This window comes from Streptomyces nanshensis (assembly GCF_001751255.1).
GTDB classification, from domain to species: Bacteria; Actinomycetota; Actinomycetes; order Streptomycetales; family Streptomycetaceae; genus Streptomyces; species Streptomyces nanshensis_A.
Genome location: NZ_LJGW01000415.1, coordinates 1 through 17296, shown reverse-complemented (window position 1 = coordinate 17296; position 17296 = coordinate 1). Strand labels below are relative to the sequence as shown.

At 72.5% G+C, this 17296-nt stretch carries 14 protein-coding genes and 1 pseudogene; 5 read left to right on the top strand and 10 right to left on the bottom strand.

The genetic code is table 11. From position 1 onward, the window contains the following. The first annotated feature begins 126 nt into the window (after nucleotides 1-126). The 3 genes from AN218_RS25995 to AN218_RS25985 all read left to right on the top strand — a co-directional run bounded on the left by AN218_RS25995 (nucleotide 127) and on the right by AN218_RS25985 (nucleotide 3146). Nucleotides 127-579: a ribose-5-phosphate isomerase gene (locus AN218_RS25995; protein ID WP_070019435.1), complete on the top strand. Its 453-nt coding sequence runs from the start codon at nucleotides 127-129 to the stop codon at nucleotides 577-579. Nucleotides 580-642: 63 nt separating this feature from the next. Next, nucleotides 643-1698, top strand: coding sequence for a 2-hydroxyacid dehydrogenase (locus AN218_RS25990; RefSeq protein ID WP_070019434.1), 1056 nt, complete (start codon nucleotides 643-645; stop codon nucleotides 1696-1698). Continuing rightward, entirely contained in the window at nucleotides 1695-3146 is a 1452-nt protein-coding gene (locus AN218_RS25985) for an FGGY-family carbohydrate kinase (protein WP_070019429.1), read from the top strand. The genes AN218_RS25990 and AN218_RS25985 overlap by 4 nt, the downstream gene beginning before the upstream one ends. Before the next feature lie 175 nt (nucleotides 3147-3321). Here the strand turns inward: AN218_RS25985 and AN218_RS25980 are convergent, their stop codons facing one another. After that, the gene (locus AN218_RS25980; protein WP_070019427.1) at nucleotides 3322-4017 is read right to left on the bottom strand and encodes a TerB family tellurite resistance protein; all 696 of its coding nucleotides are present in this window, start codon (nucleotides 4015-4017) and stop codon (nucleotides 3322-3324) included. 316 nt (nucleotides 4018-4333) lie between these two features. Beyond that, nucleotides 4334-6139 carry a 2-isopropylmalate synthase gene (gene leuA, locus AN218_RS25975; RefSeq protein ID WP_079132598.1) on the bottom strand — a complete coding sequence of 602 codons (1806 nt, stop codon included), beginning with the start codon at nucleotides 6137-6139 and terminating at the stop codon, nucleotides 4334-4336. 396 nt (nucleotides 6140-6535) lie between these two features. Between leuA and AN218_RS25970 the strand changes: the two genes are divergently transcribed. Together AN218_RS25970 and AN218_RS25965 are read left to right on the top strand one after the other, a co-directional pair. After that, nucleotides 6536-7669 carry a M4 family metallopeptidase gene (locus AN218_RS25970; protein ID WP_070019425.1) on the top strand — a complete coding sequence of 378 codons (1134 nt, stop codon included), beginning with the start codon at nucleotides 6536-6538 and terminating at the stop codon, nucleotides 7667-7669. A gap of 104 nt (nucleotides 7670-7773) precedes the next feature. Beyond that, nucleotides 7774-8040, top strand: coding sequence for a protealysin inhibitor emfourin (locus tag AN218_RS25965; RefSeq protein WP_070019423.1), 267 nt, complete (start codon nucleotides 7774-7776; stop codon nucleotides 8038-8040). Between the two features lie 126 nt (nucleotides 8041-8166). Here AN218_RS25965 and era read toward each other — a convergent pair whose 3' ends face one another. From era to AN218_RS25925, 8 genes and pseudogenes are all read right to left on the bottom strand, one after another. Beyond that, nucleotides 8167-9126 carry a GTPase Era gene (era, locus tag AN218_RS25960; protein WP_171908800.1) on the bottom strand — a complete coding sequence of 320 codons (960 nt, stop codon included), beginning with the start codon at nucleotides 9124-9126 and terminating at the stop codon, nucleotides 8167-8169. A gap of 78 nt (nucleotides 9127-9204) precedes the next feature. After that, nucleotides 9205-9564, bottom strand: a complete 360-nt coding sequence (locus AN218_RS25955) for a cytidine/deoxycytidylate deaminase family protein (RefSeq protein ID WP_070019439.1) — start codon at nucleotides 9562-9564, stop codon at nucleotides 9205-9207. Nucleotides 9565-9703: 139 nt separating this feature from the next. After that, entirely contained in the window at nucleotides 9704-11041 is a 1338-nt protein-coding gene (locus AN218_RS25950; RefSeq protein ID WP_070019422.1) for a hemolysin family protein, read from the bottom strand. Beyond that, complete coding sequence (gene ybeY / locus AN218_RS25945; protein ID WP_070019420.1) at nucleotides 11038-11538, bottom strand: rRNA maturation RNase YbeY; 501 nt, start codon at nucleotides 11536-11538, stop codon at nucleotides 11038-11040. The genes AN218_RS25950 and ybeY overlap by 4 nt, the downstream gene beginning before the upstream one ends. Before the next feature lie 7 nt (nucleotides 11539-11545). Further along, the gene (locus AN218_RS25940) at nucleotides 11546-12685 is read right to left on the bottom strand and encodes a PhoH family protein (RefSeq protein ID WP_070019418.1); all 1140 of its coding nucleotides are present in this window, start codon (nucleotides 12683-12685) and stop codon (nucleotides 11546-11548) included. Between the two features lie 95 nt (nucleotides 12686-12780). Continuing rightward, a pseudogene (locus AN218_RS25935) lies at nucleotides 12781-13982 on the bottom strand (carbohydrate kinase family protein). 222 nt (nucleotides 13983-14204) lie between these two features. Continuing rightward, nucleotides 14205-15554, bottom strand: a complete 1350-nt coding sequence (locus AN218_RS25930) for a glucarate dehydratase family protein (RefSeq protein WP_079132596.1) — start codon at nucleotides 15552-15554, stop codon at nucleotides 14205-14207. Between the two features lie 255 nt (nucleotides 15555-15809). After that, nucleotides 15810-17099, bottom strand: a complete 1290-nt coding sequence (locus tag AN218_RS25925; protein ID WP_070019412.1) for a cation:proton antiporter — start codon at nucleotides 17097-17099, stop codon at nucleotides 15810-15812. Nucleotides 17100-17296 lie beyond the last annotated feature (197 nt).

Genomic DNA, 17296 nt, shown 5'->3' with positions numbered 1-17296 from the left:
CCGGCTCGGCCCGCGCGGCCGCGGCCACCCCGACGCCGGGGCCACCTCACTCGCCCTCATGCTCGGCGCCGCCGCCCGGGTCCTGACCCGGCGGGCCGGTGCCGGCGCACACCACCTGGAGGAACGATGAGGATCGCAGTAGCCGCCGACGACGCCGGACTTGAGCTGAAGAACGTCCTGAGCCGGATGCTCTCCGACGATCCGCGGGTCACGGAGGTCCAGGACCACGGCGTGCACGCCCCGGACGACGACCGCCCCTACCCTCCGCTGGGGATCGCGGCCGCCGAGGCGGTGGCCCGCGGCGAAGCCGACCGTGCGCTGCTGATCTGCGGCACCGGGATAGGGATGTGCATCAGCGCGAACAAGGTGCCCGGCATCCGGGCCACCGTCGCCCACGACGCCTACTCCGTGGAACGCTCGGTGAAGTCCAACGACTGCCAGGTCCTCACGATGGGCGCCCGGGTCGTCGGGCCCGAACTGGCCAAGCGCGTGGTCGGCGAATGGCTCGGCCACACCTTCGACCCGGCCTCGCCCAGCGCCGCCAAGGTCGCCCGTATCAGCGCCTACGAGCAGAGCTGACGCACACCGCACACGTTCCGCCCCACCCCGACCCGAACTCACCGAGCTCCGAGGAGAGCGACCATGCGCGTACTCGCCGCGGGCGACCACTTCGTCTCCCCCGCGCTGCTGGAGACCTGTCTACGGGAGGAGACCGGCGACACCGACGACGCTGCCGGCCTGGACGTACGCCGTCTCACCCTGCCCTGGCCCGTCGAACCGTTCGGACCGGTAGGCGGCGTACGGGAGGCCAGCGGCGACGAGGAGACGCTGATCAAGTCCCTCGACGGCGTGGAGGTCTGTCTGACGCAGATGGCACCGTTCACCGAGGCCGTCTTCGCGGCGGCGCCGGACCTCCGCCTCGTCTCCGTCTGCCGGGGCGGCCCCGTCAACGTCGACCTGGCCGCGGCCACCCGCGCCGGCGTCGCCGTCACCTATGCCCCGGGCCGGAACGCGAGCGCCGCTGCCGAGTACGCGGTCGGCATGATCCTCGCCGCGATGCGGCACATACCCCACGCCGACGCGGAGCTGCACGCGGGCAGTTGGCGCGGCGACCTCTACGCCTACGACAGGGCCGGTCTCGAACTGTCCGGCACCGCCGTCGGGTTGGTCGGCTACGGCGCGATCGGACGCATCGTCGCCCGGGTGCTGCGGGCCTTCGGCGCCCGCGTCCTGGTCAGCGACCCGTACGCCGACGCCGGGGCGCTCGCGGAGGACGGCGTGACGCCCCTCGATCTCGACGATCTGCTGCGCGCCAGCTCCGTGGTCAGCCTGCACGCCCGGCTCACCCCCGAGACCCGGCACCTCATCGACGCGCGGCGCCTGGCGCTCCTCCCGCACGGCGCCGTCCTCGTCAACACCGCCCGCGGCGAACTGCTCGACCACGAGCCGCTCCCGGCCGCGCTGGCCGACGGCCGGCTGCGGGCCGTCGCCCTCGACGTGTACGACGTCGAACCGCCCCCGGCGGACTGGGCGTTGCGCGGCGTCCCGGGCGTCGTCGCGACCCCGCATCTGGCCGGCGCCACCCGGCAGACCGCCGAGCGTGCCGCGCGCATCGTGGCGGGCGAGGCGGCACGGCACCTGCGCGGCCTGCCGCCCGAGCATCTGGCGAACCCCGAGGTCGCCGGGGGCCGTTCATGATCATCGGTGTGGACATCGGGACGACGGTCACCAAGGCCGCCGTCTTCGACGACGCCGGCCGCTCCGTCGTCGAGGCCGACGCACCCTCCCGTCTGAACCACCCGGGCCCGGGACGGGTGGAACAGGACCTGGGCGAGGTCCTCGACACCGTCACCTCCGTCGTCCGCAGGGTCGCCGCCGAGCACGGCGGCACGGTCGACGCGGTGGCGCTCACCGGGCAGGGCGACGGCCTGTGGCTGCGCGACGCGGAGGGCACCGCCGTACGCCCGCCGCTGTCCTGGCTCGACGGCCGCGCCAACGACCTCGTGGACCACTGGTGGGCGGACGGCACCGCGGCCGAGGTGCACCGGCTCACCGGTCAGGCGGTCTTCCCCGGCTGCCCGGCGCCGCTGCTGGCCACGCTGCGCAAAGAGGAACCGGAGTCCCTGGAGCGGGCGGCCGTCGCCGGATACTGCGTCGACGCGGTCGCACAGTTGCTCACCGGGGAGATCACCGTCGACGCCTCCGACGCCTCGCTGCCCTTCCTGGACGTACGGACGGGGCGGTACGACGAGGACGCGATCGCCGCCTGCGGACTGCGGGACCTGCGCGGACTGCTCGTGGAGCCGTCGCCGCCCGGCAGGCTGCTCTCCCTCGACGCGCGGGGAGCGGCGCTGCTGGGCCTGCCGAAGGGCACCCCCGTGACCGCGGGGCCCTTCGACCTTCCGGCGAGCCTCTTCGGCAGCGGTCTGACCGAGCCGGGGGACGGTCTGCTGACCGTCGGCACCACGCTCGCCTGCCAGGTGCTCAGCGACCGTCCCGCGATCGGCGCCGACGCACCGGACCAGGAGCCCGCCGGGATGTGGCTGTGCACCGCGGACCCCGCGCTGTGGTCACGGGCGATGCCCGCGATGGTCGGGACGGCCAGCATCGACTGGCTGCTGCGGCTGCTGCGGCTGAGCACCGACGACGTCGCGGAGCTGCTGCGGCAGAGCCCGCCGGGAGCACGCGGGGTCTCGGCGCTGCCGTTCCTCGCCGAGTCCGGCGAACGCGCCCCGTTCGTCGCGCCGCGCGCCCGCGGCCAGTTGACCGGCGTCACGCTCACCACCGAACGCGCCGACGTGGTCCGCGCGGTGTGCGAATCGGTCGCCTACGCCGCCCGGCACTGCCTGGAGTCCGCGGGACTCGACGGGCGGCTGGCCATCTGCGGCGGCGGCAGCAGGTCCGACGAATGGACCCAGGTCTTCGCCGACGCCCTGGGCCGCCCCGTCCTGCCGCCCTCGGACCACGCCGTCGGCGCCCGCGGCGCGGCGGCCGTGGCGGCCCGTGCGCTGGGCAGTCCGGTCGACACGGCGGGCTGGCTGGACGAGGACCGTGCGGTGCTGCCGCGCCGCGAACACCGGGCGGGCTTCGAGGACGGTTACGAGCGCTATCTGACGCATCTGAACAGCGCCCGCAGCCTCTGGTGACGCGGCCCGTCGCGTCCCCGCGCCTGAGTCCGCGCTCGGGCGGTGGGTGCGGCGCAGGCCGAGCAGACCGTCCTCTACGGCGCGCATGCTCGGCCGACCCTCATCCCCCAGGCGCCACACCGGAGTTGAGCCCCGAAGCCCCGGGACGGCCGCGAGCCCGCCCCGCCCCCGCGCCTCAGAACGGCATGCGTGCGGCCTCCGCCAGCAGGCGTTCCACGTCGTCCTCGTCGATGCACAGGGACCTGCCCACCGCCGCCAGTGCCTCGCGTTCCGGCGCGCAGTACGGGCCGTCGGCCAGTGCGATGCGGGCGCCGTGCAGCAGCAGGGACTCACGGCCGGGGGCGGCCAGATGCGGGGCGAGCGGGGCCAGGGCCTCGTGGAGTTCGATCTCGGCGGAGACGCTGTCCGTCTCGGCGCTGCGTTCGGCGCTGAGCGCGGTCAGCAGCGTCAGCAACTGCTCCTCCGTACGGGCGGTGTAGCCCGCGCTGTGCACCGCGTGGACGGCGGCCTCGCGGGCGGCGCGGCTCTCGTGGCCGCCCGCGGTCAGGAGGGTGAGCGCGACGGCGTGGACGGCGTCGCGCAGCAGCAGCGAGAGGCGGTCGGTGGTGGGGTGGTCGAGGGCCTCGGTGCCGAAGTGGCCGCGACACGCGGCGCATTCGAGGACCGGGGCGACCTCGCCGCGGGAGACCAGCGGCACTCCCAGCAGTACGAAGCGGCGGCGGCCGGTGCGCCGCCGGTAGCTGCGGTCGCCGCCGCAGCCGGGGCAGAAGAAGTCCCCGTCGTCCACGGTGTGCCAGCTCGTGCGTACACCCGCAAGACGTCCTCCTGGACGCCGTCCTTGCTGGTCACGGGAACATCTTGCGCCGCCCACGCCCTACCTCCGTCACGGTTCGGCCACGCTGCCGATGAGCGTGATGTTAACCACAGCGGAAGTACGCCGTCAGCACCCCGTTCCTCACAATTACCGCGAGGGCCGCGCCCGCACGGGACGTACGCCGCCCCCGGACCTCACCCGGAAGTGGGCGAGACCCGGGGAACGCCGTGGTGACGCGGTCGCGGGGCCGCGCGGGAGCCCGTACGGAGGGGGCGCCGTACGACGGCGGACGGCCGCCGGCGTACGCGCAGCGCGAACAGCGTGAGCGGCGTCCACGCCCCGCCCCGGCGGACGCCCGCGGGCCCCGACAGCCTCAGCGGGCGGCCCGGTTGACCGCCGAGACGACCGCCTTGATCGACGCGCGGACGATGTTGGCGTCGATGCCCACGCCCCACAGCACCTTGCCGTCGATCGCGCACTCGATGTACGCGGCGGCCTGGGCGCCCGCTCCCTCGCTCATGGTGTGCTCGACGTAGTCCAGCAGCCGCACGTCCACGTCGACGCCCTGGAGGGCGTCGAAGAAGGCCGCCAGCGGACCGTTGCCGCTCCCGGCGAGCACCGTCTCCTCGCCGTCGACGACGGCCTCCACGGTGACCGCGTCCTGCCCGTCGACGGTCGTCGTGGTCTGGCCCTCGCGCAGCGCGATACGGCCCCAGGGGGCCTCGGGCACGGGCAGGTACTCGTGCTGGAAGATCTCCCAGATGTCGCCGGGGGTGACCTCGCCGCCCTCGCTGTCCGTGCGCTCCTGGATGATCTTCGAGAACTCGACCTGCATCCTGCGCGGCAGGTCCAGGCTGTGCCCGTCCTTCAGCACGTAGGCGATACCGCCCTTGCCAGACTGGGAGTTGACGCGGATGACCGCCTCGTACGAACGCCCCACGTCCTTGGGGTCGATGGGCAGATAGGGCACCGCCCACTCCAGCTCGTCGACACCCTTGCCCTCGCGCTCGGCGCGTACCTCCATCGCCTCGAAGCCCTTCTTGATGGCGTCCTGGTGGGAGCCGGAGAAGGAGGTGTAGACGAGGTCGCCGACGTAGGGGTGGCGGGAGTGGACGTCCATCTGGTTGCAGTACTCGGCGGTGCGCTTGACCTCGTCGATCTGCGAGAAGTCGATCTGCGGGTCGACGCCCTGGCTGAAGAGGTTCATCCCCAGGGTCACCAGGTCGACGTTGCCGGTGCGCTCGCCCTGCCCGAACAGGCAGCCCTCGATGCGGTCCGCGCCCGCCATGATCGCCAGTTCGGCGGCGGCGACGGCGGTGCCGCGGTCGTTGTGCGGGTGCACGGACAGGCACACGTGCTCGCGCCGGGAGAGGTTGCGGGACATCCACTCGAAGCGGTCGGCGTGCGTCGAGGGCGTCGAACGCTCCACGGTGGCGGGCAGGTTGAGGATGATCTCGCGTCCGTCGCCGGGCTGCCAGACGTCCATGACGCTCTCGCAGACCTCCAGGGCGAAGTCCAGTTCGGTGTCGGTGAAGATCTCCGGGCTGTACTGGTAGCCGAAGGCCGTACGGTCGTCGAGCAGCTTCTCGGCGTACTTGGTCACCAGCCGGGTGCCGTCCACGGCGATCTGCCGCACCTGCTCGCGGGTGCCGCGGAAGACGACCTCGCGGAAGACGGGGGCGGTGGCGTTGTAGAGGTGGACGGTCGCGTTGCGGGCGCCCTTCAGGGACTCCACGGTGCGCTCGATCAGTTCCTCGCGGGACTGGGTGAGGACGGAGATCGTCACGTCCTCGGGGATCGCGTCCTCTTCGATGATGGACCGTACGAAGTCGAAGTCGGTCTGGCCGGAGGCGGGGAAGCCGACCTCGATCTCCTTGTAGCCCATCGACACCAGCAGATCGAACATCGCGCGCTTACGGGCGGGCGACATGGGGTCGATCAGGGCCTGGTTGCCGTCGCGCAGATCGGTCGAGAGCCAGCGGGGCGCCTTGGTGATGCGGTTGTCCGGCCAGGTGCGGTCGGGGATGTCGACGGCCTCGTACGGGCGGTACTTGTGCACCGGCATGCCGGAGGGCTGCTGCCGGACCGTCGCGGCGGTGATCGGCGTCGGGGCGCCGAAGGCCGCGGAGGCTGCGCCGGCGGCCGAGGCAGCGGAGGAGGAAGAAGCGGAGGAAGTCATGTGCTGGGGCTCCAGATCGCGGAGTGTTCCGCGTGGTGGGCTTCGAGGGCCGACGGTGGCAGCACCGGTCTCCGCGGGGAGGGGGTCGGCCGTACGACTACAGACCCTCGCCGCGGCAGCTAAGAAGAAGCAGCCCGAAACGCATGATGGGCGAGTCTAACGGAGGGACCGCACACACCCGAGCCCGTATCACCATGCGGGACTGTGCATTTGTTCACTCCGGATCGGGGGCTCGCGCGAGGGACGCCCAACCGCCGCACCGGAGGCGGGAGTTGTACACCGCGTGAGCGTCGCACCGAACACAGCGTGAGCACCTTCCGTGCCACGATGCCCAGTTCGCGTCAAATTCGCGCAGCGGGGAGTGACAGAAGAATGACGCTGTGCCACATTCCCCTTATGGACGCACACTCAGCGCACACGGCGCACTCACACTGCGTGGCCCCCGTCTTCTGCACCATCATTCCCCCGCACCTCCTCGACCACCTCTCCCGCTCGGACAACCCGGCGCTGTACGAGCCGGCCCGGCGCACCCTGGAGCAGGACGCGCTCCAGCGCACCCGCCGCCGGATCACCACCGTCCGTACGACGGCGGGCACGGCGTCCGCCGCGGCGGGCGAGGACGGGGAGAAGAAGCCGCGGCGCACCATCAGCGACGCCGGGCACAGCGAGAAGCTGCCGGGCGAGAAGGTGCGCTCCGAGGGCCAGAAGCCCGTCGAGGACGCCAGCGTGAACCGCGCGTACGCGGGCCTCGGCGCCACCTTCGAGCTCTATCTCGCCGCCTTCGGCCGCTACTCGATCGACGGGGCGGGGATGCCCCTCGATGCGACCGTCCACTACGGACGCGACTACGGCAACGCCTTCTGGGACGGCGAGCGCATGGTCTTCGGCGACGGAGACGGCGAAGTCTTCCGCGACTTCACGCTCCCCGTGGACGTCATCGGCCACGAGCTGACCCACGGCGTCACCCAGCACACCGCGAACCTCGCCTACTTCGGGCAGCCCGGCGCGCTCAACGAGTCGGTCTCGGACGTCTTCGGCTCGCTCATCAAGCAGTACGGACTCGGGCAGACCGCGGACGCGGCCGACTGGCTCATCGGCGACGGGCTGTTCACCGAGGCCGTCGAGGGCGCCGCCCTGCGCTCGATGAAGGCGCCGGGCACGGCGTACGACGACGACGTCCTCGGCAAGGACCCGCAGCCGGCGACGATGAAGGACTACGTGCACACCGGCTCCGACAACGGCGGCGTGCACATCAACTCCGGCATCCCCAACCACGCCTTCTACCGGCTGGCGACGGAGCTGGGCGGCCACGCCTGGGAGCGCGCGGGCCGCATCTGGTACGACACCCTCACCTCCGGCGGTCTCTCGCCGGACGCGGACTTCGCCGCGTTCGCCGGTGCCACGGTCGCCGCCGCCAACGAGCGCTACGGGGCGGGCAGTGAAGAGGAGGAAGCGGTGACCAAGGCGTGGTCGCAGGTGGGCGTGACGCCCGCGGAGGACGGCGGCGGGCAGGACGGGACGGCCGCGTAGGGACGCAGGGGGACGCGCGGGGAACGGCCGCCCGCGCCGCCCCGGTTCAGACCTCCGGTGCCCGTGCGCCGGAGGAGACCGCCGGAGTCGAGGAGGATGGGGAGATGCGCATCACCGTCACCCGCACCGGAGGCTTCGGCGGTCTCACCCGCCGCGCCACGCTCAGCACGGACGGCAGGACCGACGCCGCCGACCTCGCCGCGCTCGCACGCAGCGCCCTCGCCGAGGGGCGCACCGAACGCCCGCTGGGAGTGCCGGACGGCTTCCAGTACGAGATCGAGACCGACGACGGCGTCGGGTACTGCGCCGACCCGCGCCTCACCGAGGCCCAATCGGCCCTGATCCGCCGGGTGTTCGCGGACGGCGGCTGAACTGCCGCCGGGGGCGGGGCTGTTCGGCCCCGGTGAACGGCGGACAGGGGACGTGGGCGGCCCGGCACCTCGCCGTACCGGGCACCTCGCCGTACGGGGCACCTCGCCGTACGGACGGGCCCGCGCTCAGAAGCCCAGGCGGCGTAGCTGCTTGGGGTCGCGCTGCCAGTCCTTGGCGACCTTCACATGCAGATCCAGATAGACGGGCGTACCGAGCAGCGCTTCGATGTGCTTGCGCGAGGCCGTCCCGACGTCCTTGAGCCGCTTGCCCTTCGGGCCGATCACGATGCCCTTCTGGCTGGGGCGCTCCAGGAAGATGTTGGCGTGGATGTCGAGCAGCGGACGGTCCGCCGGGCGGTCCTCGCGCGGCAGCATCTCCTCGACGACGACCGCGATGGAGTGCGGCAGTTCGTCCCGTACGCCTTCGAGCGCGGCCTCCCGGATCAGCTCGGCGACCATGACCTGTTCCGGCTCGTCCGTCAGATCGCCGTCCGGGTAGAGCGGAGGGCCCTCCGGCAGCATCGGCACCAGCAAGTCGGCCAGCAGGGAGACCTGTTCGTTCTCGACGGCGGAGACCGGCACGATCTCCGCCCACTCGATCCCGCACTCCTTGCCGAGCCGGTCGACCGCGATGAGCTGCTCCGCGAGCGCCCGCGAGTCGACCAGGTCGGACTTGGTGACCACGGCCACCTTCGGTGTGCGCTTCAATCCGGCCAGTTCGGCGGCGATGAAGCGGTCGCCGGGGCCGGTCTTCTCGTCGGCGGGCAGGCAGAAACCGATGACGTCGACCTCGGCCCACGTCGTGCGCACCACGTCGTTGAGCCGCTCCCCCAGCAGCGTGCGCGGCTTGTGCAGGCCGGGGGTGTCGACGAGGACGAGCTGCGCCTCGGGGCGGTGCACGATGCCGCGGACGGTGTGCCGGGTCGTCTGCGGACGTGTGGAGGTGATCGCCACCTTCGTCCCGACCAGCGCGTTGGTCAGCGTCGACTTGCCCGCGTTGGGGCGGCCGACGAAGCACGCGAAACCGGAGCGGTGTGCCGCCTCGGCGGGATCGGCCGTGGGGGAAGGTGCATCCATGGCGACCATTGTCCCCGATGGGGTGAGTGCCTCCGACCGGTACCGCACGGGATCCGATACCGCACGGGATCCGGAACCGCCCGGCCGTCAGCCGGAGGCGACCGTCGCGCGCACCTGCCCGTCCGTCCCCGCCAGCAGCACCGTCGTCGTCCGCCCGGACAGATCGTGTACGGCCGACAGGTCCTCCGCCGGGATGGCCTCCGACTCGGTGACCACCGCCCCGGCCTCCAGCGACGCGGCGCCCGAGGCGACGGCCATGGCCACGGCCGTCTGGAGCGCGCTGAGCCGCAGCGAGGGCAGATCGACGGTGCCCGCCACATACGTACGGCCGGTCTCGTCCCGTACGGCCGCGCCCTCCGGGACGCCGTTGCGGGCGCGGGCGCTGCGCGCCAGCGTGAGGAGCTTGCGGTCCTCCGGGTCCAGTGCCTGGTCACTCTGGTCGCTCATGGGCCCGAGCATATGACGCCGGGTGCGAGTCCCCGTCCGGTGGTCCGGGGCCGTGGCCCGAGGCCCAACGGGGCTTCCGCGCCACGCAGTTCGTCTCCCCTGCGGGCGGCCCGCCCGTCCGCGCGACGCGGCGCCCCGCTCAGGCGCTCGCGGGCTCGTCCGCCGTCGCCTCGTCGGCGTCCTCCGTCGTGCGGACGGGCTCGACCAGCACCGTGACGATCCGGTTCCGCCGGCCCGTCGGAGCCTCCGCCGTCAGCCGCAGCGCGGTCAGGGACGGGTCGGAACGGTCCTCGGTGACGTCGACCGTCGCCGTCGCGCCCGCGATGGGCACCCTGCCCAGCGACTTCGCGAGCAGTCCGCCGACCGTCTCCACGTCCTCGTCGTCGAGGCCCACCAGGTCGTACAGCTCGCCCAGATCGCCGATGTCGAGCCGCGCGGTGACGCGGTAGCGCCCGTCGCCCAGATCCTCCACGGGCGGCAGCTCCCGGTCGTACTCGTCGGTGATCTCGCCGACGATCTCCTCCAGGATGTCCTCGATCGTCACGATCCCCGCAGTACCGCCGTACTCGTCGATGACGACGGCGACGTGGATGCGGTCCTGCTGCATCTCGCGCAGCAGATCACCGGCGTTCTTGGTGTCGGGGACGAACGCCGCGGGGCGCATCGCGGTGGACACCAGCTCCGTCTCGGCCTCGCGGCTGATGTGCACACGGCGCGCCAGGTCCTTGAGATAGACGATGCCGACGATGTCGTCCTCGCTCTCGCCCACGACCGGGATCCGCGAGAAGCCCGAGCGCAGTGCCAGGGTCAGCGCCTGCCGTATCGTCTTGAACCGCTCGATGGTGATCAAGTCCGTACGCGGCACCATCACTTCGCGCACGATCGTGTCGCCGAGCTGGAAGACGGAGTGCACCATCTTCCGCTCGTCGGCCTCGATCAGGGATTCCTGCTCGGCGAGGTCGACCATCGCGCGCAGCTCCGCCTCGCTCGCGAACGGGCCCTTGCGGAAGCCCTTTCCGGGCGTGAGCGCGTTGCCGAGCAGGATCAGCAACTGCGGCACGGGCCCGAGGATGCGCACCAGCGGGACCAGGACGTACGAGGCGGCCGTGGCGGTGTTCAGCGGGTGCTGCCGTCCGATGGTGCGCGGCGAGACCCCGATGGCGACATAGCTGACGAGCACCATCACGCCCATCGCGACCGCGAGGGACTGCACGGTGCTCTCGAAGACCCGCACGCTCGTGTACGTCACCAGCACGCCCGAGGCCACCTCGCAGGCGACGCGCACCAGCAGCGCCAGATTGAGATAGCGCGTCGGGTCGGCGGCCACCACCGCGAGGCGCTCGGCTCCGCGCCGGCCCTGTCGTACGGCCTCCTCCGCGCGGTAGCTCGTCGTACGGGCGAGGCCGGCCTCGGCGCACGCCGCGAGCCACGCGACGACCAGCAGCAGGACCGCCGCCGCGATCAGCCGGGCCGTCACGACGCCGTGGTGGGGGCCGGGGAGGGCCCGGTCAGGCCGCGCTCCGCGCGCCAGCCGTCCAGGATCGCCGACTGGAGACCGAACATCTCGGCCTTCTCGGCGGCCTCCTCGTGGTCGTACCCCAGCAGATGCAACACCCCGTGGACGGTGAGGAGTTGGAGCTCCTCGTCCATCGAGTGCCGGGTGGGAGCCTCGGCGCCCTGCCGCTCGGCGACCTCCGGGCACAGCACGATGTCGCCGAGGAGGCCCTGCGGGGGCTCGTCCTCGTCGCGCACGGGCGGGCGCAGCTCGTCCATCGGGAACGACATCACGTCCGTGGGGCCGGAGAGATCCATCCACTGCAGATGGAGCTGCTCCATGGCCTCGGCGTCGACGACGATCACCGACAGCTCGGAGAGCGGGTGGATGCGCATGCGGTGCAGCGCGTAGCGGGCGATGTCGAGGAGGGCCGCCTCGTCGACGGCCCTCCCGGACTCGTTGTTGACGTCGGTGGTCATGGGGCGGTCAGCGCTTCCCACGGCCGTGGCTCTGGCCCTGATTCTGGCTCTGGCCCCGGCCGTTGCTCTGGCCCTTGTCGTCGCCCCGCCTGCCGCCCCCGTCGCCCGACGGGCCGGCGCCGTCCGTGCCGTGCCGGTCGTCGTAGCGCTCGTACGCGTCGACGATGCGGCTGACGAGCTTGTGCCGTACGACGTCGGAGCTGTCGAGCAGGCTGAAGTGCACGTCGTCCACGCCGTCCAGGATCTCCCGCACCTGGCGCAGCCCGCTCTTCGTGCCGCCCGGGAGGTCGACCTGTGTGACGTCGCCGGTGATCACGATCTTCGAGTCGAAGCCGAGCCGGGTGAGGAACATCTTCATCTGCTCGGGGTTGGTGTTCTGCGCCTCGTCGAGAATGATGAACGCGTCGTTGAGCGTGCGGCCGCGCATATAGGCCAGCGGCGCCACCTCGATCGTCCCGGCGGCCATCAGCCGCGGGATGGAGTCGGGGTCGAGCATGTCGTGGAGCGCGTCGTAGAGCGGGCGCAGATACGGGTCGATCTTCTCGTAGAGGGTGCCGGGCAGGAAGCCGAGCCGCTCCCCGGCCTCGACCGCGGGCCTGGTGAGGATGATGCGGTTGACCTGCTTGGACTGCAGTGCCTGCACGGCCTTCGCCATCGCCAGATAGGTCTTGCCGGTGCCCGCGGGGCCGATGCCGAAGACGACGGTGTGCTTGTCGATGGCGTCGACATAGCGCTTCTGGTTCAGCGTCTTGGGGCGGATCGTGCGGCCGCGGTTGGAGAGGATGTTCTGCGTGAGCACCTCGGCCGGGGTCTCGCTCGCGCCGCCGGTGCCGTCCTGCTGTTCGCGGAGCATCGAGATGGAGCGCTCGACCGCGTCCTCCGTCATGGGCTGGCCGGTGCGCAGCACGAGCATCATCTCGTCGAACAGCCGCTGGATGAGGTCGACTTCGGCGGCATCGCCGGACGCGCTGATCTCGTTGCCCCGCACATGGATGTCGGCGGCGGGAAACGCCTGCTCGATCACGCGCAACAGGGAGTCACCTGAGCCCAGCACGGTCACCATCGGGTGCTTGGCCGGGACGGTGAAGCGGGCGGTCGCCTGCGGTGCCTGCGGGGACCCCGCCTGATTCGTCGTTGTCTGCGTCATGGGTGACCCGGTCGGGCCTTCCTCATCCCTCTCTGTCTCTCCTGGCGGATTGGCTTTCAAGAATACGACGGGGCACTGACAAGCCAGAACGTGATTTACGGACCGGGGTCAGGACCGGGGTCGGGTCCGGAGGGCCACGGCGGTCCGCCCGGCGCCCGCCCGAAGCCGATCGTGGGCAGCGCGCGGCGGCGCGGTGCCGAGCCGGGGCAGCCGGTGAGGACGGCGTCCAGGAAGCGGTAGGTCTCCGGACTCGGGCCGGGGCGCTCCGCGGTGTGCTCCTCCCGTACGCGCGCCCACCACGCCCCGATCTCCGGCCAGCCCGGCGCCGAGAGCGAGCCCCCGAACTCCTGCACCGACAGGGCGGAGGTGAGCCCCGCGAAGGCCAGCCGGTCCGCGAGCGGCCAGCCCGCGAGCGAGCCCAGGACGAAGCCCGCCACGAAGACGTCGCCGGCGCCCGTGGTGTCCAGGGCGTCCACGGGGATCCCGGGCACCTCGGCGCTCTGCCCCGTACGGCCGTCCACCGCGCAGCAGCCCTGTTCGCCGAGCGTGACGACGGCGACCGGTACGCGCTCGGCGAGGGCACGGGCGGCGGCGCGGGGGTCGTCGGTGCGCGTGTAGCGCATGGCCTCCTCGGCGTTGGGGAGGAACGCCTCGCAGTGCTCCAGGCCCGGCAGCGCGTCCAGGTCCCAGCGGCCGGTGACGTCCCAGCCGACGTCGGCGAAGACCCGGCTGCCGCGGCGGGCGGCGGTGGCGATCCACTCCTGGCCGTCGCCGTGAGCCAGGGACGTCACGCAGGCGCGGGCGGGCGGCGGGCAGTGCGGTGCCTCGGGGTCGATGGGGGCGCCGCCGTGGCCGGGCGCCGCGTGGCCGTGGGAGACCATCNCATCGTGCGCTCGCCCTCGTAGGCCATGGAGACGGTGACGGGCGAGTGCCAGCCCGGGACGGTGTGGGAGAGCGTGAGGTCGATGCCCTCGCCCTTGTCGAGGGCCTCCCGGCAGTAGTCGCCGTACATGTCGTCGCCGAAGGCCGCCGCGAGGGAGGTGCGCAGTCCGAGGCGGGCGAGGGCGGTGGCCATGTTGGCGACGCCGCCGGGGCTGGAGCCCATGCCGCGTGCCCAGGACTCGGTGCCGCGTACGGGCGCGGAGTCGAGGCCGGTGAAGACGATGTCGAGGAAGACGGTGCCGGCGAGATAGACGTCGCACGCAGGGTCGCCGGGGGCGCGGACGGCGGCCAGCGGGTCGAAGGGGTGCGCGTGCTGTGCTGCGTCGCCGTGCGCGCGGGCGTCGGCGGCCTCCAGCCGGCTCTCCGGTCCCGGCTGCGGCCCGTTCCGCTGTCCCGCCCGCGGTCCTCCCTGCTGCGCGTCCGCGCTTCTGCCCGTGCTCACCTGGGACTCCTCCGGCACCGGTACGGCTTCGTGTGTGGTGCCTCCGGTGTACCGCGCGGCCCGTACGCGGGGCCACTTCGGGACCGTCCCGTCAGGTGGTCTCCGGGAGCCGTCCGGCAGTGCCGTGCGCCGCCTTCACCAGCGCGGTACGGCCGGGGTGACCCACTCCGGGTCGGCCTCGCGCATGGCGGCGGCGTCGTCGCGGTCGCGCAGGGTGCCGTCGTCGTCGAGCCAGCGCCGGTGCAGGACGGCGAGGCGCTCGCGGTCGACCTCGACGCCGAGGCCGGGTGCGTCGGAGACGTCGACGCGACCGTCGCGGAAGGTCAGCCGGCGGGTGAGGACGTCCTCGGACTGCCACGGGTAGTGGCTGTCGCAGGCGTAATCCAGATTGGGGACGGTCGAGGCGACGTGGGTCATCGCCGCGAGTGAGATCCCCAGATGGGTGTTGGAGTGCATGGACAGTCCGACCCCGAACGTGCGGCAGACGGCGGCCAGTTCACGCGTACGGGTCGGGCCGCCCCAGTAGTGGTGGTCGCTGAGGACGACCTGCACGGCGCCGCTGGTGAAGGCCGGGGGTATCTCGGGGAAGGTCGTGACGCACATGTTGGTCGCCAGCGGCACGTCCGTGCCGGCGGCGACCTCCGCCATGCCCGGGGTGCCGCTCGTCGGGTCCTCCAAGTACTCCAGGACGTCGCGCAGTTCGGCGGCGACGCGCAGCGACGTGGGCACGGACCAGGCGCCGTTGGGGTCGAGCCGCAGGGGCGCGCCGGGGAACGCCTCCGCGAGGGCGCGTACGGCGGCGATCTCCTCGTCCGGCTCGTACACGCCGCCCTTGAGCTTGAAGGAGCGGAAGCCGTGGTCGCGGGCGAAGCGGCGGGCCTGCGCGACGACTCCGGCGGGGTCGGTGGCCGCGCCCCAGTCGTCGGCCTCGCCCCGGCCGCCGGGGTGCCGCGCCCAGCGGTAGAAGAGATACGCGCTGTACTCGACGCTGTCGCGCAACTTGCCGCCCAGCAGCGCGTGTACGGGCAGATCGCGCGCCTTGCCGAGGGCGTCCAGGCAGGCGACCTCGAAGGCGGAGACGACGGACAGACGCAGCTTGTCGGCGCTCTGCACGCCGCGCAGTCCGCCGACGTCCACGGAGTCCTCGACGCGTGCGGAGTCGACCTCGACGGTTCCGGCGAGCGTGAACAGGCCGTTCAGGTCGCTGACTCGGCGCCCGGGCAGGGCCTCGGCCAGCGGGCGGGCGATGTCGAGGTACTGGGTGTCGCCGTAGGTCTCGCCGAATCCGGCCGCGCCGCCCTCGGTGACGACCTCGACGATCAGCCGGGGCGCGTACGGCTGGTGCACGCCCTGGGTGTTGAGCAGCGGCGGGTCGGAGACGAGGACGGGGGTGAGCCGTACGTCGGTGACGGTCAGGCCGGTCAGGTCGGCGGGACCGGTGAGTCCGGTCGGTCCGGTCGTCGGTCCGGTCGGGTCGGCGGTCATGGGGCGGCTCCCGTCGTCGTGTCCCCGTCGTCGTGTCCGTGAACTCGCTTGTCTCCGCGCGTCGTTGCTCGTCTCCGTACGTAGACGGCATCCACGTACGGAGATGGAGGCTAGGGAGCCGTACGCACCCGGTCAAGGGCGCGCACACCGGACCCTCGTCGCGGTCCGCGCCCTGGTGCGCAGACGCCTCCGCCCCCGTCGCTGTGACAGGGGCGGAGGCGTATGGGCCGGGCGAGGTGTCCGGCGCGGCGGGGTTCAGCGTGAGGTGTGCGCGGAGCCGCTCTCCTCGACGCCGGAGCCCGTCGTCTGTCCCGACTGGCCGCCGGCGTCCGGCACTTCGGAACTCGCGGCCTGCGCCGGGGGAACCGCCTTGGCGGGCGCCGCGTCGCTCTTGCGGCCGCGGGTGAGCAGCCTTACGGCCGGGCCCGTCCACCGGGCCGTGAGCGGTCCGACGATGACGAGGATGAGGACGTAGGCGGTGGCGAGCGGGCCGATGCGCGGCTCGGCCCCGGCCGCGAGCCCCGCGATGACGATGGAGAACTCGCCGCGCGCCACGAGCGTCCCGCCCGCACGCCAGCGCCCGGGCGCCCGGATGCCCGCGCGGCGGGCGGCGTACCAGCCGGTGGCGATCTTCGTCAGCGTGGTGATGACGGCGAGGATCAGCGCGGGCAGCAGGACGGGCGGGATGTCGGACGGTTCGGTGGACAGGCCGAAGAAGACGAAGAAGACCGCCGCGAAGAGATCGCGCAGCGGCGTCAGCAGATTGTGCGCGCCCTCGGCCACCTCGTCCGAGAGCGCGATGCCGACGAGGAACGCGCCGACGGCCGCCGAGACCTGCAACTCCTGGGCGATTCCCGCGACGAGCAGCGTGAGGCCGAGCACGACGAGCAGCAGCATCTCCGCGCTGTCGGAGGAGACCACACGGCTGATCAGACGGCCGTGCCGCAGCGCGAGATAGAGCACGGCGCCCACGGTGCCCAGCGAGATCAGCAGCGTCAGCGCACCGCCCGCGAGACTCACCCCGGCGAGGATCGCGGTGAGGATCGGCAGATAGACCGCCATGGCCAGGTCCTCGATGACGAGGACGCCGAGGATGACGGGCGTCTCGCGGTTGCCGAGGCGGCCGAGGTCGCCGAGGACCTTGGCGATGACGCCCGACGAGGAGATCCACGTCACCCCCGCGAGCACGACGGCGGCGACCGGGCCCCAGCCCAGCAGCAGCGCGGCGGCGGCGCCCGGCAGCGCGTTGAGCACGAAGTCGACGGCGCCGGAGGGGTATTGGGTCTTGAGGTTGGTGACGAGTTCGGAGGCGCTGTATTCGAGACCGAGCAGAAGCAGCAGCAGGATGACGCCGATCTCCGCGCCGGTGGCGACGAATTCCTCGCTGGCCTGGAGCGGGAGGATCCCGCCGTGGCCGAACGCGAGCCCGGCGAGCAGATAGAGGGGGATCGGCGAGAAGCCGATGCGTCCGGCGAATCTTCCCAGCAGGCCCAGGGCGAGGATGATCGCCCCGAGTTCGATGAGCATGGCGGTGGTGTTGTGCACGGGCGTCGTCCTCCGGGTGTTGTCAGGGGCGGCGTCCGGCTCGTCCTCGTACGGGGCGGATCGGCGGCGGTGCCGGTCGTGCCGATGCGGTCGGGGGTGCCGGTCGCATCGGCGCGGCGGGCGGTGCCGGCCGGATCGGCCGAGTCGCGTACGGGAGGGGTGCCGGGTGTGACGGCGGGCCGGCGGCGGCCGGCACG

What these genes read in the sequence shown, in the direction of transcription:
- AN218_RS25970 (WP_070019425.1), top strand. Translation starts at nt 6,536, where the DNA reads ATGGACGCACACTCAGCGCACACGGCGCACTCACACTGCGTGGCCCCC.
- AN218_RS25930 (WP_079132596.1), bottom strand. Translation starts at nt 15,554, where the DNA reads ATGACCGCCGACCCGACCGGACCGACGACCGGACCGACCGGACTCACC.
- ybeY (WP_070019420.1), bottom strand. Translation starts at nt 11,538, where the DNA reads ATGACCACCGACGTCAACAACGAGTCCGGGAGGGCCGTCGACGAGGCG.
- AN218_RS25990 (WP_070019434.1), top strand. Translation starts at nt 643, where the DNA reads ATGCGCGTACTCGCCGCGGGCGACCACTTCGTCTCCCCCGCGCTGCTG.
- AN218_RS25995 (WP_070019435.1), top strand. Translation starts at nt 127, where the DNA reads ATGAGGATCGCAGTAGCCGCCGACGACGCCGGACTTGAGCTGAAGAAC.
- leuA (WP_079132598.1), bottom strand. Translation starts at nt 6,139, where the DNA reads ATGACTTCCTCCGCTTCTTCCTCCTCCGCTGCCTCGGCCGCCGGCGCA.
- AN218_RS25985 (WP_070019429.1), top strand. Translation starts at nt 1,695, where the DNA reads ATGATCATCGGTGTGGACATCGGGACGACGGTCACCAAGGCCGCCGTC.
- AN218_RS25965 (WP_070019423.1), top strand. Translation starts at nt 7,774, where the DNA reads ATGCGCATCACCGTCACCCGCACCGGAGGCTTCGGCGGTCTCACCCGC.
- era (WP_171908800.1), bottom strand. Translation starts at nt 9,126, where the DNA reads ATGGTCGCCATGGATGCACCTTCCCCCACGGCCGATCCCGCCGAGGCG.
- AN218_RS25940 (WP_070019418.1), bottom strand. Translation starts at nt 12,685, where the DNA reads ATGACGCAGACAACGACGAATCAGGCGGGGTCCCCGCAGGCACCGCAG.
- AN218_RS25955 (WP_070019439.1), bottom strand. Translation starts at nt 9,564, where the DNA reads ATGAGCGACCAGAGTGACCAGGCACTGGACCCGGAGGACCGCAAGCTC.